This window comes from Pseudoalteromonas sp. P1-16-1b (assembly GCF_001401785.1).
Classification (GTDB): Bacteria; Pseudomonadota; Gammaproteobacteria; order Enterobacterales; family Alteromonadaceae; genus Pseudoalteromonas; species Pseudoalteromonas undina.
Map to the genome: position 1 here is coordinate 221,295 of NZ_LKGQ01000002.1, position 19,544 is coordinate 240,838.

Below are 19,544 nucleotides of genomic sequence, written 5' to 3' on the forward strand. Positions count from 1 at the left end.
ACTAAGATTCTTATTAAGAATATAGCTCTTTTAACGCAGATGATGACTTAGCTGTGTGCGATTGATGTTTTTTTAATAAACTAACAATCGCTTCTAAATCAGTGCTAGCCGATTGGTTACCGTACAACTGTGCTTGTAAATTATTTACCTGCGCAGTGAACTGCGAGTTGTTTATCATAGCGCATAAATGGGTGAGAGCTCCTACCTTTTTATCTGTTCGAGTTAGCGCGTATAGATTAAGTGCATCGTAAAATGCTTTATTATCATGGCTTTTAGCAAGTATTTGCAGTGTTTTTAAATCTGCTTGCTGATTGCCTCTATGATTTGCTTGCGTCGTTTGTTGCACTTCTTTAGCTGAGCGTTTCATAAAGTAAAGAACCAGGGTCACAATCCATAATATGTAACCTAATACGGCTACTATAATAAGCCATAGAGGCGTACTAGTGTGGCGTTGCACGCTGAGCGCTTGCTGCGTTGGCTCTGCATCCGTGTTGCTTAAAGTACTTTCAACGGGTGTATTTAGTGAGTTTGCTGGCGCTGTGGTACTTGGTGTTACCGTAATTGTGCGTTCTGGTAAAGTTGCGTAACTAATTCGGTTCATTTTGGTGTTATACCAAGGCAGGGTAATTTCAGGCAATGTATAAGTGCCTGGTGTTTGTGGTAGTAGCGCAAATGAGGCGCTTTGCTGTGATACCACTCGACCATCGCGTACTGCATTATTAGTCTCTTTTTCATCTGGGTAGCTGCGAATACCATCTATAGTAGGCATATCAATTTCGGGTAGTTGCTCCTTAGTAACCCCTAATGCGGTAAGCATAATAGTGCGTGTTATTGGCGTGCCGGCCTCAACGGTATTATCGTCTGGTTGCCATTGCTCGGTTAGACTTACTAATTCACTGGGTAACCAATCACCTTGATAATTCTCAGGGATGGGTTTGATTTCAATCTGTTGTTCATCGCCAAGTGCCGACACCTCTAGTTGGCGATAGTTTTGTTGAACACGCCCTTGAAAAACCGGTGCTTCAATGGTGTATGCACCACTTTTTTGCGGCTGAATTAAATAATTACGGGTGATCACTAAATAACGTTTACCGTTAACCAGTTCATAATCTTCACTTTGCTTACCTAGCTGGGTGAGTTGAGCATCTTCCATGCTTGGCGTGCTTAAGCTGCCATCAAGTAGCTCTTTAGCTAAGTAAAGTTTAATGGTGTAAACGCCAGCCTCTTGCACAAATAAGCTGTTATTTGTAAGCGAGCTTTTTAAAAATATATCATCATTTTTGCCCGCATCGCTGCTTCGCTCTTTAACCGACAAGTTTATCGGTTGAGAGCTGAGCCCTGCAACACTAAAAGAAGGAATTGTGTATTCGCCGGCTTTGCGAGTCATTAACTTAACAGACCACGATGTTTGTTTTTTAATGCTACCGTTAATAATGTTGGTGCGGCTACTTAAGCTCATAGGGCCGACTACGAAATCCTTTAACAGCGCTGAAGTATCGGGTTGTTGCCCTTTGATTGAATCATCAACGCTAATATTGAGCATAAAAAACTCACCTGCCAGTACCGGGTTTTTATCTACGCTTGCCTCTAATGAAGTGGCGGCCATTAATGGCATGGCAGTTAATAGCAATAAACAGCAAAATAATCGCATTACCATGATTTTTCTACTCCTGTTGGACGGCGTTGATATTGTCTTTTTTGGGCTTCTAATTGCATTTTGTTTCTTAATAAAATAGCGGGATCATCGGGCACTTTTCTTAGTAACTGATTTAGTTGTTGTGCTTTCTCTTTTTCTTCATTAGTGAGTTCAGCCGCCTGTGCTTGCATAGCTTGTTGTTGTGCTTGCTGCTTCTGCTCATCTGATGGCGGTTGCTCATTCATTTGATTGGGTTGACTCTGTTGCTCGTCTTGCTGAGGCTTACTATCGTCGTCTTTGTTCTCGTCTTGTTGGTTTTGTGATTGAGCTTGCATGTCAGGCTGATTTTGTTCATCTGACTGCTCACCAGATTGGCTTTGTTGATCTTTTGATTGCTCCGAGGGCTCACCCGATTGCTGCTCTTCACTGTTTTGACTGTTATCTTCGCTTTTATCTGCGTTATTTTTATCGCCATTTTTTTGCTGATCTTGTTTTGATTTATCTGCATCATCTTGACTTTGATCATCTTGATTTTGCGAATCATTACCTTGTTGGTTTTCTTGGTCTTGCTGTTGCTGTTGCTTAAGTAACTGCTCAACTAACGCTTGGTTATCGGCTGCTTGGGTAAAATCAGACTGCAGTGATTGCGCTTGTTTGTAAGCGTTTATAGCAGCCTCTAATTGTCCGGCTTTAGCCAGTGCATTACCGTAATTGTAATAACCAGTAGCTGATTTATCTTGACTAAATTCGTTCAGAGCGCCTTCAAACTGACCTTGCTGATAAAGTGCAGCGCCTTTGAGAGCGTTGGACTTCGCTTGCGCTGCTTGTTGGTACTCTTGGTTGTTGTAAGCTTCTAATGCACGCTGATCGGTATTTTTAAATAGCGTTGGTAACTCTACTGCATGGGCATTTTGCTGAGGTATAAAGCTTAGCAATAGCACCACACCAATGAACGCAGAGCGTCTAAACAAGTATAGAGCTAAGGGCAGTAAAATAAGCAAGCCATAAATGCCAACATCGATTCGCCACAAGGCTAAATTTGGTTTTTCACTTTTTAGTATTTCACTGTTTGCTTGCGGTGAAAAAATGGCAATATCGCTATTACTTGGCTGATAATTAGCGTATTGGCCGCCACTATTCTTTGCTATTCCTTTGAGTAAAGAACCATTGAGTGTAGGCACTACAATTTGGCCGTAATTATCTTTTAAAAATCCGCCTTCAGGTAACTTTATTGGTGCACCTTGCTCAGTGCCAATACCGTAAATATTAAGTCGATACTGGCTACTGTTAGTAAAACCACTTATATCACTTTGCTGTTGTTGTTCAATACCATCGGTGATCAAAATAATATCACCATCTAGGTAGCCTGCTTGAGTGAGCAGCTCTTGCGCCATGTCTAAACCTGCCAGCACGTTGGAGCCTTTATCAGGCATAATTTCAGGGCTCAAACTAGGAATAAGATTAGCAAGGGTGGTAGCATCATTGGTCAGTGGAGAAATGGCATAGGCAGTGCCTGCGTAGGCTACTAATGCAGTATCACCTTCTTTAAATAACTCAATCATATCGAGGACTTTAAAGCGAGATTGCATTAATCGATTAGGAGCAATATCGGTGCTATACATAGAGTACGACATATCCATTACAATAACGCGGGCACTTTTGCTTTGAAATACAGGGACTTGCTTTTCCTCAAAACTCGGGCCTGCACTAAATATAATGGCTAAACTGCAAAATAACGCAACTAGCCACAGCGGCTGACGAGCCTGATTATTTGATTCACTCATAACAAATTGTGCTAAATGTGGCGCAATGAGTGGCGCCGATTGGGCTTTTTTCTTTTTAAGCATGGCAATAAAAAACAGCCCTAGGGCAGGGAGTAGCAGCCATAAAATAGCGGGGCGAATAAACTCAAAATCCATTAGCTTGGCTCCTTCAATGCACGTACTGTTTTTAAAAATGCCATTGCACTTATTAATAGAATGGCCAGTAATAACGGATAATAAAACAAGGCTGTTTGCGGGCGAAAGGTCTGCTCATCGGCACTAATTGGCTCGAGTTTATCAAGCTCTGCATAGATTTGTTGCAACCCAGCGACATCTTTGGCTCTAAAGTACAGACCCCCTGTTTGTTCGGCAATATTTTTCAGTAAACTCTCATCTAAATTGCTGCCCCCAGAGCCCATATTAAATAAACTAAAGCCACGAGGGTTATCTGAGCCGACTCCGATGGTGTACACTTTTATGCCTTCTTCACGAGCTAGTAATAGGGCATCTTCGGGGTCAAGGTTTCCTGCGGTATTTTGTCCATCTGTTAGCAACACCACAATGCGATTACTTTCTTTTTTACTAGCAAAGCGTTTAACCGATAAGCCTAAAGCGTCACCAATAGCCGTGGCACGTCCTACTAGGCCAATTTGTGCTTCAGTAAGCATTTTGCTGACGGTTTTTACATCACGGGTTAGAGGCGTTTGCAAAAACGCGGTATCACCAAACAATATTAGCCCAAGTCTGTCGCCTTGACGCTGCTCTATAAAATCGCTAAGCACTGCTTTAACCATAGTTAAACGGTCAACATATTGGCCATTATAAGCCATGTCTTGTTCTGTCATTGAGCCGGATAAATCCACAGCGAGCATAATGTCGCGACCTTCATTAGGCAGCGATATAGGCTCATCTAACCAAGTAGGGTTAGCCGATGCTGTTACTAATAATGCCCATAGCAACCATTCAAGAGTGTTTAACTTACGCGCACTGGGCTCTACATGTTGATTATTTAAATTATGCGATGCAAAACTTGGGATGCGTAAACGTGTCGTTGCATTACTTGCTGCGGGTTTTAATAGCAGTAATGTTAAAGGAAGCGGCAGTAATAAAAACAGCCATGGCCAGCTAAATTCAAACATGCAGTGGCTCCTTTAGCTTAAATTGTTTAATAGCTTGGCGAAACTTATCACTGAGTGCCGGTGGTGTTTGTGCTGTGCTATATAGGCTTGAAATTTCATCTTCATTAAAACCAATTGCAGCAAGTTGACTTAGGGTTTTACACCAGTTAGCTGTGGATTGCGCTGCTAAGCGTGGATCGTAATAGGTGATCACTAAACGCTTTAAAATAATATGCAATTGCTGCGCTGATTGTTGTTGATTAGCTAATTTAATCGCCTTACGTTTTGGTTTTTTAAATTGATAGTTTTTGTACATAATTATAATTAAGCCACACACTAAGCACAGTGCAATGCTAATAACTACCCACCAAGCAGGGGCTAACGGCCACCAGTCAACGTGAGAGGGAGCAATAATATCGTGAAGGCCATCAAGTGGAGAGGTTTGCATGATTTATCTTCTCACTAATTGCAGTTCCAGCGCAGTGGCTGCATCGAATGATAATAGGTTAAGCCCAGATTTTGTTAAACGATTAATACGCGCGCTAAATGCTTGCTCGGCATTTTTGGCAAATCGTTCTCTAAAACTGTTATCCATCAAAGGGAGGGCAAACTGCTGATTATTAGCACTTACCGTAACCGCTTGTTGGAAAGCAGGTAACTTATGCTCGAAGGGGTCGCTAATATGGCAGCCTATTAACTCACAGTGCCGCGCAAGTAATTCGAGTTGTTTAAAGCTGGCGTCATCTAAGGCGTTAAAATCGGATACGATATAAACCAAACTACCGGGTTTAGCTAAGTGATTTAAACGCTTAAGGTTGTCACTAAAGTTATTACTGGCAGGTTTATCAATATTTTCAAGTGCCTGCTGATGGGCGTCGCATAAATTATGACACAGCTTTAACACGGCCTTTTCACGGGCACTAGGTTTAAGCTCTAAATGCGAGTGCTGATTAAACACAACACCGCCAATTCTATCGCCACGTTGGCAAGCAGACCACGCAACCAAGGCACTAATATGTGCAGCTTGCACCGACTTTAATAATAATTGAGAGCCAAATAACATGGAGTTTGAAAAGTCAGTAAATACAAATACCGGGCGTTCTTTTTCTTCTTGAAAAAGTTTGGTGTGGGTTTCACCGGTACGAGCCGTGACCCGCCAATCAATAGAGCGTATGTCATCACCGTGTTGGTAATGGCGCACTTCGGCAAACTCCATGCCACGGCCTTTATGCGGCGCTAGATATTGCCCCGCTAAGGTATTTTTTATTCTAACTTTAGGTGCCAGCTCAAGCAGTTGCGCTTTTGCTTTATAATACATCAGCTCTTTAAGCGATAAATTAACACCATGGCTATGACTTAATTTAAGCCATGCCTGAGAATCAAAGTGTGTTTGCATAACTTAAGGTACAGCAACTAGTTCAACAATACGGCTAATAACCTGATCTTTTGTAATACCATCGGCCTGTGCTTCGTAACTTAAAATAATACGATGGCGTAATACATTATGTACCACAGCTTGAATATCGTCAGGCGATACAAAATCACGACCACTTAACCACGCATGAGCGCGGGCACATTTATCCAAAGCAATCGTGGCACGTGGGCTGGCGCCGTACTCAATCCAGCGGCCAAGTTGCTCATCTAAGTTTGCGCCTTCTCGAGTAGCAATAATCAACTGAACTAAGTATTGCTCTAGTGGCTCTGCTAAATACAGACCCAAAATCGCTTTTCTAGCGGCAAACAACTCTGCTTGCGAAATTTGCTCAAGCACTGGGGCTTCATCATTAAGTGCTTCACCACGGGTTAGGCGTAAAATATCAAGTTCGTGCTCAGCCCCTGGATAATTAATACTTAAATGTAATAAAAAGCGGTCTAATTGCGCTTCAGGCAGTGGGTAGGTTCCTTCTTGCTCAAGCGGGTTTTGCGTTGCCATCACTAAAAACAGGTCACTAAGTGGGTACGTATTTTTGCCCACAGTAACTTGGCGCTCAGCCATTGCTTCTAATAAAGCTGATTGTACTTTCGCTGGTGCTCGGTTTATTTCATCCGCTAATATGAGGTTATGAAATAAAGGGCCTTTTTCAAACACAAACTCACTGGTTTGTTGACGATAAATATCAGTACCGGTTACATCGGCTGGTAACAAGTCTGGGGTAAACTGAACACGCTGAAACGAGCCTTCAATACCTTTTGCTAAAGCATTAACCGCTCGCGTTTTTGCAAGCCCAGGAGGGCCTTCAACAAGTAAATGACCATCGGCTAATATAGCAATTAAGAGTGCTTGAGTGAGCGCTGGCTGGCCAATAATTTGGGTGTCTAAATACGTTTTTAAGTTTGAAAATGCGTTAGCTGCCATAATAAGTGGACTGTCCTCGTCAGCTTAAATAATACCTAAAGTGGTTAGGTAACAAATACTGAGCTAGTTATAAGGTTTATAAGTGGATAACTCAAGAGTTAGACTGATTTTTTGAAAATAGTTCGTTATTTTTTAACGCTTTTTAGCCTAACACAAAACTTTGTAAAACCTGCTAAAAAAGCCTATTGTATTACCCTTACACAATGTATGTAGTGATTTACAATGGCGCTTTATGATTAATTTACGTTTATCTATTGGCTTTATCACACGGGTTGTTTAGAATCGAGGAAAACATACAGGTCTGACCTGTCAGCGGGAGAGAATAATAAATGTCTGAGCAAAACATACTTAAAACACCAAAAGGCGACCGTATTGCCATTGTAAGCGGCCTACGTACTCCTTTTGCTAAGCAAGCAACTGCGTTTCACCATGTACCAGCATTGGATATGGGTAAGCTAGTAGTTAATGAAATGCTTGAGCGATTAAATTTCGACAAGTCAGAAATCGATCAATTGGTTTTTGGTCAAGTAGTACAAATGCCAGAAGCGCCAAATATTGCACGTGAAATTGTATTAGGTACAGGTATGCCAGTTGGCGTTGATGCATATTCAGTGTCACGTGCGTGTGCAACTAGCTTTCAAGCAATTGCAAATGTTGCCGAATCTATTATGGCAGGCTCTGTAAACGTGGGTATTGCTGGTGGTGCCGATTCATCGTCTGTATTGCCAATTGGTGTAAGTAAAAAATTAGCCGGCAGTTTAGTCGATTTAAACAAAGCCCGTACGCTTGGTCAGCGTTTAAAAATATTCTCAAAACTACGTTTAAAAGATTTATTACCAGTACCGCCAGCGGTTGCTGAGTACTCAACGGGTTTATCAATGGGACAAACAGCTGAGCAAATGGCTAAAACCCATAATATTAGCCGTGAAGATCAAGATGCTTTAGCACATCGTTCTCACTCATTAGCAACTCAAGCTTGGGCCGATGGCAAGTTAAAAGATGAAGTAATGACGGCGCACTTACCGCCTTATAAAAGCTTTATTGAAGAAGATAACAATATTCGTAAAAACTCAACGGTTGAAGGTTATGCCAAGCTTAAACCCGTATTTGACCGTCAGCACGGCTCTGTGACTGCCGCTAATGCAACCCCATTAACCGATGGCGCAGCTGCAGTGTTAATGATGAGCGAAAGCAAAGCCAAAGCATTGGGTTACGAAATTTTAGGCTACGTACGCAGTTTTGCGTTTTCAGCCATAGGCGTAGAAAAAGACATGCTAATGGGGCCAGCTCACTCAACGCCAATCGCGCTTGATAGAGCAGGTATTACGTTAGCTGATTTAGACCTTATAGAAATGCATGAAGCGTTTGCATCGCAAACCTTAGCGAATATGAAAATGTTTGCTTCAGATAAATTTGCACAAGAGCACTTAGGGCGTAATAAAGCCATAGGTGAAATTAACATGGATAAGTTTAACGTTAACGGCGGTTCACTCGCTTATGGTCACCCATTTGCGGCAACCGGCGCGCGTTTAATTACACAAAGCTTATACGAGCTTAAGCGTCGTGGCGGTGGTTTAGCGTTAACGACTGCCTGTGCTGCGGGTGGTTTAGGTGCAGCCTTTGTATTGGAGAGTGCGTAATGACAGATTCAGTATTTAATTTAACGGTTGATGATAACAAAATAGCCGTGGTAACCATTGATGTGCCGGGTGAAAAAATGAATACCCTGCGTGACAGCTTTGCTGATGATTTAAAAGCATTATTAGCACAAGCTAAAGAGCATGCAGTGAAAGGTATGGTATTTATTAGTGGCAAAAGTGATAACTTCATTGCCGGTGCTGATGTGAAAATGCTAGACAGCGTTGAAAAACGCGAAGATGCATTAGCTATCAGCGAATTATGCCATCAAGCATTTTTTGATATGAAAAAACTACCGTATACCACGGTTAGTGCTATTCACGGCGCTGCTTTAGGTGGTGGTTTAGAGTTTGCTTTAGCATGTGATTATCGCGTTGGTACAGATAGCGATTTAACTAAAATTGGTTTACCAGAAGTACAACTAGGTTTATTGCCTGGCGGTGGTGGTACACAACGCTTAACTAAAATCGTGGGTATTCAAAAAGCCCTTGAGTGGATGCTAACTGGTAAGCAAATTCGTCCAAAACAAGCTAAAAAAGCCGGTGTATTGGATGATTGTGTTCCACAAAGCGTACTGCTAAAAGTGGCCAAAGAGTTTGCTGAGAAGAAAAAGCCACAAGCTAAAGAGCCTAAACTTGATAAGGTCAGCAAGTTATTAGAATCAAACCCGTTTGGTCGTAACTTTATCTTTAAAAAAGCTAAAGAAAACGTACTTAAAAAAACCGGTGGTCACTACCCAGCGCCGCTTGCGATTATTAAAGCGGTTCGTGCAAGCGTAGAGCTTGATGAAATGAAAGCGTATAAAACCGAAGCCGAAGGCTTTGCTACGTTAGTAATGAGTGATGAGTCTAAAGCACTTCGCGGTATTTTCTTTGCAACCACTGAAATGAAAAAAGAATGGCGCAACGATGACGCTCCTGCGATTAGTAAAACTGCTGTGTTAGGTGGCGGATTAATGGGCGCAGGTATTGCCCATGTAAGTGCGGTTAAGGCTAAATTGCCGGTACGCATTAAAGATGTGGCAGAGCAGGGCATAAGTAATGCCATGAACTACACATACAAAATCTTAGATAAACGCCTTAAGCGCCGCATTATGTCAAAAGCCGATATGCAGTTAACCATGAACCGCATTACTGGCACTACGGATTACAGCGGCTTTAAGCACATAGATTTAGTTATAGAAGCGGTATTTGAAGATTTAGAGCTTAAGCAAGGTATGGTTGCTGATGTTGAGCAGCAATGCCAAGCGAATACTATTTTTGCAAGTAATACCTCGTCATTACCTATTTCTCAAATTGCAGCAAAAGTAGAACGCCCTGAAAATGTAATTGGTTTACATTATTTCTCGCCAGTAGAGAAAATGCCACTGGTAGAGATCATTCCTCACGAAGGCACGTCACAAGAAACCATTGCTCGTGTAGTTAACTTTGCACGTAAGCAAGGTAAAACGCCAATTGTGGTAAAAGATATGGCTGGTTTTTATGTAAACCGTATTTTAGCGCCATACCTTAATGAAGCGGCTAACTTAATGCTTGCTGGTGAGCCGATTGAAAAAATAGATGCGGCTTTAGTCGAGTTTGGTTTTCCTGTTGGACCGTTGGCATTGCTGGACGAAGTAGGTATTGATATTGGATCTAAAATTGCGCCAATTCTTGAAAAAGAATTGGGTGAGCGTTTTAAAGGACCCGATGCTTTCTCACGCATGATTGATTCAAAACGTCTTGGTCGTAAAACAGGTCGTGGCTTTTATGAATACGACAAGAAAGGTAAGAAGGTTGATGAGTCAGTCTATGAGCTACTAGGTGTAACCCCAGCCCCACGTTTAAATAAAAACGAGATTGCTAAGCGCTGTGTTTCACAAATGCTTAATGAAGCGGCTCGTTGTTTAGATGATGGTATTATCGCAAGCCCGCGTGATGGTGATATTGGTGCTATTTTTGGTATTGGTTTCCCACCGTTCTTAGGTGGCCCGTTTAGCTACATGGACAAATTAGGTGCGAGTAAAATAAGCTCTGATATGTCTACACTGGCTAACAGCAATGCGATTTTTGCACCCTGTGAATCACTGGTTGCAATGGCTGATAAAGGCGATAAGTTTTACACTACAGCCACTAAAACAGCTGAAGTTGAGTCAGAGCAGGTAGATAATAAATCGACTGATACTCAAAATGAGATGACTGAACACAAAGATTAATGTCTTAAGTTAACGTAAAAAAGCCGCAAATTATGCGGCTTTTTTTATGTTTGATAATCAGAAAATATAGAGATATAGACGCTTATTTACAGTAAGGCTTCAATAGCCTGTTTGTCTTTATCTGGCATGTTGTCGACCACCAAATTAAATGAATTATCAATCATACGCTCAATTTCACCTTGTGGTATTGAGCCGTCTAAAATCACTGTATTCCAAAGGCGTTTATTCATATGATAACCTGGAATCACCGAAGGAAAAATATCACGTAATGACTGTGCTTCATCAGGGTCGCACTTTAAGTTTAGCCACCAAATAGGTTCGCCGTTTTCATCGGTTTCACCCTCATTGCTCAGTGCAAGGGTGGCGAACATCTTATGGTTTACTTTATATACATCAACATCTTTAGCAAAAGGTTGCGTTAGTTTAACTAACGGTTTGTTCATTAAATAAGTATGTACAGTTTGTTGGTTCATGAGCCATTCCTTGAGGTCATAATCGATAACTTAACCATAGCAGCTTTTTGCCACTAGATAACACGTGTTTCAGTCTAAATTACAGATTTATAAGTCAATACGGAGTAAGAAGCTAATCATATCACTTTATTGTTGAACAAAATCAGTTTCGTGGTATGTTTCTCGCAATCAAAAAAACAATAGGAATTCACCCATGCCAAAGGCGAGTGATGTTAAAAAAGGGACGGCTATTGACTTTAATGGCCGTGTATTAGTAGTAAAAGATATCGTACGCTCAGTACCACAAGGTCGTGCTGGTGGTAGTTTATACCGTATGCGTTTATACGATGTAGTAACGGGTAGTAAAGTTGACGAAACATTTAAAGACAGCGATATGCTTAATCTTGCTGATTTAACCCGTCGTGAAGCCATGCTGTCCTATATTGATGGGGATGAGTATGTCTTCATGGATAATGAAGATTACACGCCTTACAATTTAAATAAAGACGCCATAGCGGAAGAAATTCAATTTGTTAATGAAGAAACTCAAGGTGTGCACGTTATTGTAATTGACGGTACTGCGGTAGGTCTTGATCTTCCTTCAAGTGTTGAACTTGTTGTTGAAGAAACCGACCCTTCAATTAAGGGAGCTTCAGCCAGCGCTCGCTCAAAGCCTGCACGCTTATCAACGGGCTTAATGATTCAAGTACCAGAGCATATTTCAACGGGTGATCGCATCCGCATTAATACTGCCGAGCATAAGTTTATGGGTCGTGCTGACAAATAAGCTGTGATGAATTGATAATTGAGAGCCGAGCTTTTAAGTTGCTCGGCTTTTTTGTGTCTGATTTAAAAGGACTACAATTAAATAATACGTTGCTTTAATTTTAGCCAGTTAAACGCTATTATACGCGCCTCAATTTTTAAGCAGTTTGATGACCATGGTAGTATTTATTTTACTCAGCGGTGTGTTTATCGCACTTATGTATATTGAAACCATCAAAAAAGGTATGCCTGTGAAGCGCTGGTTATTTTTAAGCGGATTGTTGGGACCTGCAGCGTGGTGTTTATTTAATCTGCATTATCGACGTGCATTAATACGCAATACCGGCATAAAAACGTGCCTATGGCGTGCTTAACTGGTTGCTCTAATTAAACTGAGTTTTGATTGGCTTTGTTGTTGTTTTAAAAACGCAGTAAATTCATCTTTTGAGAGTGGTTTAGAGTAGTAATAACCCTGAAGTGTTTCACAGTTAAGCTCTTCCAGTATGCTTATTTGTGAGGCTTGCTCTACACCTTCTGCAACTACATGTAAATCAAGGTTATGTGCAATAGTGACAATAGAGTCCACCATATTGCGACCACGCTCTGTCTTCATATCATCAATAAAGGCTTTATCTACCTTAAGCGTATTTAGTGGGAACTGTTTTAAATACGCCAGCGACGAATACCCAGTACCAAAATCATCCATAGCTAAATGAATGCCGCGGGCACTTAAAGAGCGCATAATCGCAATGGCTTCTTGTGGGTCGTCCATTACGGTGCCTTCGGTGATCTCAAGTTCTAAAAAGTAAGAGGGCAGTTCATTTTTTTGTAAAATCACATCAATGCGCGAAGTTAAATCGGGTAGGCTAAATTGTTTTGCTGATAAATTTACCGCAACACGAGCGTTAAATAATCCAGCGTCTAACCATTGTTTTACGTCACGACAGGCTTTGTTTAAAACCACTTCACCAATTTCAATAATTTGCCCTGTTTCTTCGGCGATTGGAATAAATACCCCCGGGCTAATAACCCCCTTTTTCGGCGTAATAAAACGCACTAACGCTTCCATTCCAGCAAGCTTACCAGTACGAATATTCATTTTAGGCTGGTAATACACCTCAAAGTGATCTTCTTTTAAGCCAAAGCGCATTAGGTTTTCTATTTGTAGTCGCTTTACTGCTTGGCGGTTCATGGTGTCATTAAAGAACAAGTAGCTGTTACCTTTCTTTTTCGCATGATACATAGCGGTATCGGCGTTCTTTAATAGTATTTCGGGGGTGTTACCATCTTCAGGGAACAGTACTATACCCACGCTTGAGGTGATAGCAAGTTCATGACCTGCCATTTTAAACGGTGTAGCTATTGCCGCTAAAAACTGTTTAGCCATACGGGTGATAGTGAGAATATCGTTGGTGTTTGACATAACCAGCGCAAATTCATCGCCGCCAAGGCGATAAAACACATCATTTTCACGGGTAAGCTTATTTAAGCGCATAGCAAGCTTTGCCAGCAAGCTGTCACCTAACTGATGACCCAATGAGTCATTTATCTTTTTAAAGTTATCTAAATCAAATACTAACAATGCATGGTGTGAATGCTGCTTTGCTAGTTTTTTTAAATCAGAAAAAAATAAATTACGGTTAGGTAAGCTGGTGGTGCGATCTCGATTGGATAAATTATTGAGCTCTGACTCCGTTTTTTTACGCTCGGTTAAATCAGAATACACCACCACGTAATTAGTTATTTGATTTTGCGCGTTTTTAATTTCATCTATCGAAATTTCAAATGGCAGTAGGGCATGATCGCTATTGCGCAGCTTTACTTCTTCTTGAATATGCTCGTGCTTTCGAACGGTGTCTTTTATAGTTTCTATGTAGCTTTTGTCGTAACCGGCTAAATGAAATTCTTTTTTAAGGTATTGCTCACGCACACCGCCAAACAAAGTTAAAAAGCTTGGATTAATATCAACAAGCTTAAAATCTTTATCATAAATAGCCAGTGCATCCGTGAGTGACTCAACGCATTTTGCAAATAGATTTAGTCGTTCTTCGGTTGATTTGAGCTGAGAAATATCTCTCACCGTGCCAGTCATTCTCAGTGGGCTAAGGTTTGCGTCTTTTTCAATTATTTTTCCACGGTCGAGCACCCAATGCCATTTACCAAAGCTATCTTTAATTCTATAAGTAGCTTCAAAAAAAGTACTCTCTTCAGCAAAGTGTTTTTTTAGTAGGTAATCTACATGAGTTAAATCACGAGGGTGTATAAGGCTTTTATTAGGTGGGAATTCTACTAGATTGTTGTTATTCAACACGTACTTGTCGTTAATACGAATAACTTTGCCGGTTTTTATATTCCAGTCCCAAAGCGTGTCACCACTACCTTCTACGGTACTTTTTAAGCGTTTTTCAGATTGCTGTAATTGGGAATGTGAGCGCTTGAGTGAGTGAATAACTGTTAAAAAGTAAATTAACAGTAATGACATTATTGCACACACGCTAACGACTAGCGCATTTAAGTTCAAGCTAAATGATGACTCAAATGCACTAGCAGAGTAGGCGGTGACCAAAGTGGTCAACAACAGAATGTATTTTATTATTTTTATTTTGTTCATTGTCTTACTTCTTATTTACAAAAGACAATCTAAATCAAGCGCGAGCAAGAGTCAAAGAGAATGCGAATAAAGTGGTAGATTCTCCGATTGATTCACAGATTTAGCGCTTAAAAGCTCATATCTTGGGCGGTCTGGATTAAAAATTTCAGCTGCATAGTTTTTTAAATCTTCAAGCGTTAATGCGTTTAAAGAATCTAGCAGGCGTTGCTGCATATTAAACTGATGATCGCCATTGCCAATTGCAAGCCATAAACGTTGTGAACGTAAACGCAAATTTTTGTCTTTTTCGGCAATATGCGTCACTAGCCCATGTTTTTGTTGCAGCCAGGTTTGCTCTGTCAGTTCATCAATGGTTGATAAATATTGACTAATAAACACATTATGCCTGTGCAGTAATGTGCTTGGTTCAAATTTAGGTGACTGAATATAAAAAGCAATTCCGGCACGGGTATTAAAGGGGGCATAACCGGCACCAACTAAATAACCTAGTTGTTGTGTGGTCCGTAGCTCATTGAAATAATCTTGGTTAATTAAATGATTAAGCGCCATCATTTTTACTTTTTCATCAACATCATCGCTTAATGCTTGATAATAAATCACCATGGCATTATCACTACAAGCGAGCTCTAATTCGTAACGAGTCACTTTGGTAATTTCAAAGAGTGGGCGCTTTAAATCTTCTATAACGGCTGACTTTTTAAGGTGCAGTGCCACCTTTTTCTGAAACTCAAGCGCTTCATTTTGTTGCCAATTGCCATGTAAAAAAGACTCAACATGAAGTGCATTAAAAAACGCCTGTCTAAACTCATTAAACTGATGAAAGCAGGTATCTTTAAGTGCATTTGCTAACTCGTCAGGTTGTGGATTCCATGGCATTATTTTAGCGCCTAAAATACTAAAGAGCTCACTAACGGGTTTGTTTTGGTTGCTATTACGCCAGTGCCTTACCAGTTGTTTTTTATATTCAGCAAAGCGTTTAGCACAAATTTTTACGTTAAATAGTGCATCAATTAGCTGATCAACCAGCTCTAGTTGGCTTGAAGATAGCCCTGCAGTATGCAGGGTTAAGCCGCCTTGGTGAGAGGTTAAGTGATAACTTAAGCCCGCGAGCTCAGCTGGATAAAATTGCTCGCCAACACTATCCATAAACAAATCAGAAAACAATCGAGTCAATGCCATATGCTTTACATCTTTAACTGCAAAGTCAGAGTCCATGGCTAAATAAAAATGCCCTTTAGCCACTCTGAAGGTGGCATCTTGTTTAAACCAAAAATCAAAGCCAGCTTCTTTCACCAGTAACGTTGGATGAGCTTGCTGCGACTCTATTGGATATAGAACAACATCTTTAGCTAAATAAGGGTTTGCGGTAGGTAATAACATTTCACCTTGTGGCTGACTAATTTGTGCCAGCGCTTCGAGCCAATGCAGTGACAATTTTTCAATTTTATACGGTGTGTTATACCAAGCGGCTGTGTGTTCAGGCTCTACACCCGGATGAATCAGCACTAAACGCATATTATGAGGGGTCAACCATTGCATCGCCATTTCATGAGTGGTGGCTTTAAAGCCTTCCATTAAATAGTCGCCTTGTAAGTAATTGACTTCATCGTAATGTTGCATGTTAATACTTAAATTGCTGACCCAGTCAATCAGCCGAGATTTTTCTTGGTTATCAAATGCGATTTGCAGCAGCTTTTGCTTATCTTGATAAAGGCGAGGGAGTTTGCCGATGTTGTTATTTATTAAGCAAATGTATTCAAATACCATTTCAATAATGTCTTCGTAGTATTCAATGCCTTCATCGGTCAGCGCCATACTAATATTAAAGTCTTTAAAGTTACTACCGTTGATGCCACCTCCGGCAGAAAGAGCATTGATCCAGCCTTGTTCTTTTAGTACAGAATACAACGAGCCTTGCCCTTCGTACCCTAGTAAGTGGGCAATAAAACTAACAGTTTTATGACGGTAAAAATCGTCAATGTTTGGCATAGCAAAGCTAATAATCAGCTTTTGTACATGCTTGTGTGGCTCAATATGGAGCAACTTACCCAAGTCTTGGCTGCGATAAAGCGGTGCCTCTATGGGTGGCTTTAACTTGCTGTTATTGCCTTTAATCTGCCAGAAATATTGAGTTGACCATGCCTCAAGAGTATCTAATGATTCATTGGCACAAATGACTAAAGTCATCCATTGAGCTTGGTAATGCTGATTAAAAAAGTCGCGTAACTCATCACTAATACAGCGTTTTCTATCAGCTAATGTTTGTAGGTTGCCTACAGAGAACTTAGCAAACGGATGTGCAGGGTTAACCGTTTCTTTATGCACTTGATAGATGCGCCGGCCATCATCTTTAATCTTTAATTTAAACTCAGCCTCAATCGCATTACGTTCTTTTTCGGTTTCTGCGGGATTTAAGGCGGGCGCTATAAAAAAACGGCTAAATTGTGCTAACGCCGATTCAATATGATTGTTATTAATATCAAAAAAGTAGCAGGTATGTTCCGTACCAGTCCAGGCATTGGTGTTACCACCAGATTGAGAGACAAAATTATTAAAGCTACCGGATTCGGGATACAGATCCGTACCTAAAAACAACATATGCTCTAAAAAGTGCGCTAAGCCTTGCCTATCAAGAGGATCGTCAAAGTGACCAGCGTTAACTGCCATGGAGGCTGCCGCTTTTGCTGAGTCCTGATCGCGCACTAAAAGCACTTTTAGACCATTGTCCAGTGTTAGTGTGCGGTAAGCTCTGTTATCATTGGTGCTGATTTTCAAATGATGCTCCTGAAACTAAACGTAAATTGTTAACAACAGATGATAACTTCAGGAATGCGACGCTATTTACCTGAACATCATGAAAGAACTATTTTAAGAAAATAAATAGGTTTGAGTTATTAATATAGCGGAAATTCGAGCAAATTGGCTACTGTTTTATATTCTTTAATTGGTTGATTTTTTATGAAAACAATCTTGATAATGCGTCATGGTGAAGCAACACCGATGCACTCTGATGATGTCAGTAGAAATTTGACTTCTGTGGGTCAACAGCAAGCTGAAAAAATGGGGCTATGGTTGCAAAAAATGCACGCTCCCAGTGGCCTGTTAGTTAGCCCCTATGTAAGAGCGCAGCAAACGGCTGAGGCTGTTAAAAAAAATAATACCTTTTTATTTGAAGAAACTTGTCACGATGTTATTCCTGAGGGCAATCCTCAAGTTGCTGCAGATTATTTAGAAACGTTAATTGCGCTTCATCCAGAATGCGATACCTGGCTTGTTGTTGCCCACATGCCTATGGTGAGCTATTTGGTTGATCAGCTATGCGCTGGTAATATGCCAATTTTTAATACTGGTGCTGTTGCCCAAATTAGTTACAATGAAGTGAGCCATAAAAGTGATTACATCACTATAGATGCGCCAGCTAATGTAACCGTATAAACTACGAATCTCCCCAGCTTAAAGCCTGACAATAAAACGTGGTTAGGCATATATCTAAAGTAAAATGGTTAACCACACACTAAAACTCAACACACTTAATACTGTAGATAAAACTACCGCACTGGCTAGGGTATCTTGGTGTTGTTTTATTTGGCATGCAATTAAATAGGCATTAACGCCTAATGGCGATGCACTTAATAACACCAGTACTTTTAACAGTGACTCATTAAGTGTAAATACGTGTGTGCCTAGCAATAAAACCAAGGTAGGTAATATGACTAATTTTAATAGACTGGCAATGGCTGCTGCTTGCCAGTTATCACTAATTTTATAAAAAGCTAAGTTAGCGCCCAATACAAATAACGCACAAGTAATAGCTGGTTCGGCTAAAAGTGCTAAGCCATTAGTTAAGTCAGCAAATAAAGTAACCCCTGCTAAATTAACCAATAGACCAGTGCTAATACTTAACACTACTGGATTGAGTAGCATATTCTTGGAAAATGCTGACCAGGAAAACGCATGACTGGCGCTGTTTGCACTAATTAAAAAAGTAAGGGTGAACAATAATGCGCTATGAAAGGTAATGATCATAAAAATAATGCCCATCATTTGCTCGCCTAATGCGGCAATAATAATAGGTAAACCCACCAATACAGTATTGGAATAGCTACTGCCAAGGGCAAACACGCTATGGCGTTCGTATTGAAGATGTTTAGAGAGAATGTAGCGGTCAATAATTAGGGCAAAAAGGTAAACTAAAATAACCGGAATGTAAAAACTTAAAAAGCCATTTAAGCTGACACTGGTTTGTAAGTCTGCTTTGGCCATATTTAAAAATAAAAAGCTCGGCACACTAATATAAAAAGTAAACTTACTTAATCCCGCTATATGGATACGCTCTAAAAAGCCACTGCGACTAGCAATATAGCCACATAGCACAATAAATATCAGCGGGAATATAATCGAAAATATATGCACTAAAAGGCTCTTATTGATTAGCGTCTAAACTCATCACTTTGCGGTAAATTAATTAATATCAGTACCGCACCTTTACCGCCATATTCAAGCGGTGCTTGATGCATAGCAATAACATCGGGGTGTTGCACTAAGTATTGCGGCACTTTATGCCTGAGGATATGGCCGCCAATTCCGTGTACAACACAGGCGCAGTAATAATGCTTCTTTTTACACTCATGAATAAGCCCTGCGAGCTCATCCTTGGCTACTTCTTTATTTAAGCCATGCAGGTCGAGGGTTAAATCAGGTATAAAATCCCCTCGGCGAAGTTGTTTCGCTAAAAAACGATCCTGACCCTGTTGCACATAATTAACAGTGCCGTTAGTGTCTATATCGGGCACATATTCATCAGAAAAGAAAAATTCTGATTGTTGTTGCTTTTTTTGCTGGGCAAATTGCTTCGCTTGTGACACTTTAGGTTTATTGCTAAAACGGTGAGTGTCTTGTTTGAACACGCGCGCACCGCTGATACTTTGACGAAACAAGTCAATGTCATCAGGACTAATTAGGTTGTTTGAGTGTGGATCTTTTTTCATAGCGGCAGTCTAAACAAAAAAGT

General features: G+C 40.6%; 16 protein-coding genes. 5 read left to right on the forward strand and 11 right to left on the reverse strand.

Annotated features, from left to right (window positions below; genetic code table 11):
* Window positions 1-13: 13 nt before the first annotated feature.
* From AN392_RS02440 to AN392_RS02465, 6 genes are read right to left on the reverse strand one after another with little or no spacing between them, the layout of a single operon-like run.
* Window positions 14-1,657 (reverse strand): BatD family protein, encoded by a 1,644-nt coding sequence (locus tag AN392_RS02440; protein ID WP_055011725.1) that lies wholly within the window; start codon window positions 1,655-1,657, stop codon window positions 14-16.
* Entirely contained in the window at window positions 1,651-3,555 is a 1,905-nt protein-coding gene (locus tag AN392_RS02445; protein WP_055011726.1) for a VWA domain-containing protein, read from the reverse strand. The genes AN392_RS02440 and AN392_RS02445 overlap by 7 nt, the downstream gene beginning before the upstream one ends.
* Window positions 3,555-4,538, reverse strand: coding sequence for a VWA domain-containing protein (locus AN392_RS02450; RefSeq protein WP_055011727.1), 984 nt, complete (start codon window positions 4,536-4,538; stop codon window positions 3,555-3,557). Before AN392_RS02450 ends, AN392_RS02445 begins: the two co-directional genes overlap by 1 nt.
* Window positions 4,531-4,965 carry a DUF4381 domain-containing protein gene (locus tag AN392_RS02455; RefSeq protein WP_055011728.1) on the reverse strand — a complete coding sequence of 145 codons (435 nt, stop codon included), beginning with the start codon at window positions 4,963-4,965 and terminating at the stop codon, window positions 4,531-4,533. The genes AN392_RS02450 and AN392_RS02455 overlap by 8 nt, the downstream gene beginning before the upstream one ends.
* Before the next feature lie 3 nt (window positions 4,966-4,968).
* Window positions 4,969-5,913, reverse strand: a complete 945-nt coding sequence (locus AN392_RS02460) for a DUF58 domain-containing protein (protein ID WP_054202133.1) — start codon at window positions 5,911-5,913, stop codon at window positions 4,969-4,971.
* A gap of 3 nt (window positions 5,914-5,916) precedes the next feature.
* Window positions 5,917-6,873, reverse strand: a complete 957-nt coding sequence (locus AN392_RS02465) for a MoxR family ATPase (protein ID WP_010391346.1) — start codon at window positions 6,871-6,873, stop codon at window positions 5,917-5,919.
* A gap of 329 nt (window positions 6,874-7,202) precedes the next feature.
* On the opposite strand from AN392_RS02465, the gene fadI reads away from it, so the two are divergent.
* On the forward strand, window positions 7,203-8,513 hold the full coding sequence (fadI, locus tag AN392_RS02470; protein WP_010391348.1) for an acetyl-CoA C-acyltransferase FadI: 1,311 nt from the start codon (window positions 7,203-7,205) through the stop codon (window positions 8,511-8,513).
* A complete protein-coding gene (gene fadJ, locus AN392_RS02475) occupies window positions 8,513-10,705 on the forward strand; it encodes a fatty acid oxidation complex subunit alpha FadJ (protein ID WP_055011729.1) in 2,193 nt (730 codons plus the stop codon). The genes fadI and fadJ overlap by 1 nt, the downstream gene beginning before the upstream one ends.
* Before the next feature lie 86 nt (window positions 10,706-10,791).
* Here fadJ and AN392_RS02480 read toward each other — a convergent pair whose 3' ends face one another.
* Complete coding sequence (locus AN392_RS02480; protein WP_054202136.1) at window positions 10,792-11,178, reverse strand: MmcQ/YjbR family DNA-binding protein; 387 nt, start codon at window positions 11,176-11,178, stop codon at window positions 10,792-10,794.
* Window positions 11,179-11,371: 193 nt separating this feature from the next.
* Between AN392_RS02480 and yeiP the strand changes: the two genes are divergently transcribed.
* Entirely contained in the window at window positions 11,372-11,944 is a 573-nt protein-coding gene (gene yeiP, locus AN392_RS02485; protein ID WP_055011730.1) for an elongation factor P-like protein YeiP, read from the forward strand.
* A gap of 148 nt (window positions 11,945-12,092) precedes the next feature.
* Window positions 12,093-12,296: a hypothetical protein gene (locus AN392_RS18620; RefSeq protein WP_055011731.1), complete on the forward strand. Its 204-nt coding sequence runs from the start codon at window positions 12,093-12,095 to the stop codon at window positions 12,294-12,296.
* Here the strand turns inward: AN392_RS18620 and AN392_RS02495 are convergent.
* Both AN392_RS02495 and AN392_RS02500 read right to left on the reverse strand, forming a co-directional pair.
* Window positions 12,293-14,533 carry an EAL domain-containing protein gene (locus AN392_RS02495; RefSeq protein ID WP_010391359.1) on the reverse strand — a complete coding sequence of 747 codons (2,241 nt, stop codon included), beginning with the start codon at window positions 14,531-14,533 and terminating at the stop codon, window positions 12,293-12,295. The genes AN392_RS18620 and AN392_RS02495 overlap by 4 nt on opposite strands.
* A 51-nt stretch (window positions 14,534-14,584) precedes the next feature.
* Window positions 14,585-17,308 carry an insulinase family protein gene (locus AN392_RS02500; RefSeq protein ID WP_055011732.1) on the reverse strand — a complete coding sequence of 908 codons (2,724 nt, stop codon included), beginning with the start codon at window positions 17,306-17,308 and terminating at the stop codon, window positions 14,585-14,587.
* A gap of 183 nt (window positions 17,309-17,491) precedes the next feature.
* Here AN392_RS02500 and sixA point away from each other — a divergent pair, with 183 nt between their 5' ends.
* The gene (sixA, locus tag AN392_RS02505; RefSeq protein ID WP_021033112.1) at window positions 17,492-17,968 is read left to right on the forward strand and encodes a phosphohistidine phosphatase SixA; all 477 of its coding nucleotides are present in this window, start codon (window positions 17,492-17,494) and stop codon (window positions 17,966-17,968) included.
* Window positions 17,969-18,022: 54 nt separating this feature from the next.
* Here sixA and AN392_RS02510 read toward each other — a convergent pair whose 3' ends face one another.
* Window positions 18,023-18,946: an AEC family transporter gene (locus AN392_RS02510; protein ID WP_055011733.1), complete on the reverse strand. Its 924-nt coding sequence runs from the start codon at window positions 18,944-18,946 to the stop codon at window positions 18,023-18,025.
* Between the two features lie 17 nt (window positions 18,947-18,963).
* Complete coding sequence (gene smrB, locus AN392_RS02515) at window positions 18,964-19,521, reverse strand: endonuclease SmrB (RefSeq protein WP_008114517.1); 558 nt, start codon at window positions 19,519-19,521, stop codon at window positions 18,964-18,966.
* Between the last annotated feature and the right edge of the window lie 23 nt (window positions 19,522-19,544).

Coding starts and splice junctions, on each gene's coding strand:
- AN392_RS02495 (WP_010391359.1), bottom strand. CDS start 14,533: ATGAACAAAATAAAAATAATAAAATACATTCTGTTGTTGACCACTTTG.
- fadJ (WP_055011729.1), top strand. CDS start 8,513: ATGACAGATTCAGTATTTAATTTAACGGTTGATGATAACAAAATAGCC.
- AN392_RS18620 (WP_055011731.1), top strand. CDS start 12,093: ATGACCATGGTAGTATTTATTTTACTCAGCGGTGTGTTTATCGCACTT.
- fadI (WP_010391348.1), top strand. CDS start 7,203: ATGTCTGAGCAAAACATACTTAAAACACCAAAAGGCGACCGTATTGCC.
- yeiP (WP_055011730.1), top strand. CDS start 11,372: ATGCCAAAGGCGAGTGATGTTAAAAAAGGGACGGCTATTGACTTTAAT.
- AN392_RS02445 (WP_055011726.1), bottom strand. CDS start 3,555: ATGGATTTTGAGTTTATTCGCCCCGCTATTTTATGGCTGCTACTCCCT.
- AN392_RS02450 (WP_055011727.1), bottom strand. CDS start 4,538: ATGTTTGAATTTAGCTGGCCATGGCTGTTTTTATTACTGCCGCTTCCT.
- AN392_RS02460 (WP_054202133.1), bottom strand. CDS start 5,913: ATGCAAACACACTTTGATTCTCAGGCATGGCTTAAATTAAGTCATAGC.
- AN392_RS02455 (WP_055011728.1), bottom strand. CDS start 4,965: ATGCAAACCTCTCCACTTGATGGCCTTCACGATATTATTGCTCCCTCT.
- sixA (WP_021033112.1), top strand. CDS start 17,492: ATGAAAACAATCTTGATAATGCGTCATGGTGAAGCAACACCGATGCAC.
- smrB (WP_008114517.1), bottom strand. CDS start 19,521: ATGAAAAAAGATCCACACTCAAACAACCTAATTAGTCCTGATGACATT.
- AN392_RS02480 (WP_054202136.1), bottom strand. CDS start 11,178: ATGAACCAACAAACTGTACATACTTATTTAATGAACAAACCGTTAGTT.
- AN392_RS02440 (WP_055011725.1), bottom strand. CDS start 1,657: ATGGTAATGCGATTATTTTGCTGTTTATTGCTATTAACTGCCATGCCA.
- AN392_RS02465 (WP_010391346.1), bottom strand. CDS start 6,873: ATGGCAGCTAACGCATTTTCAAACTTAAAAACGTATTTAGACACCCAA.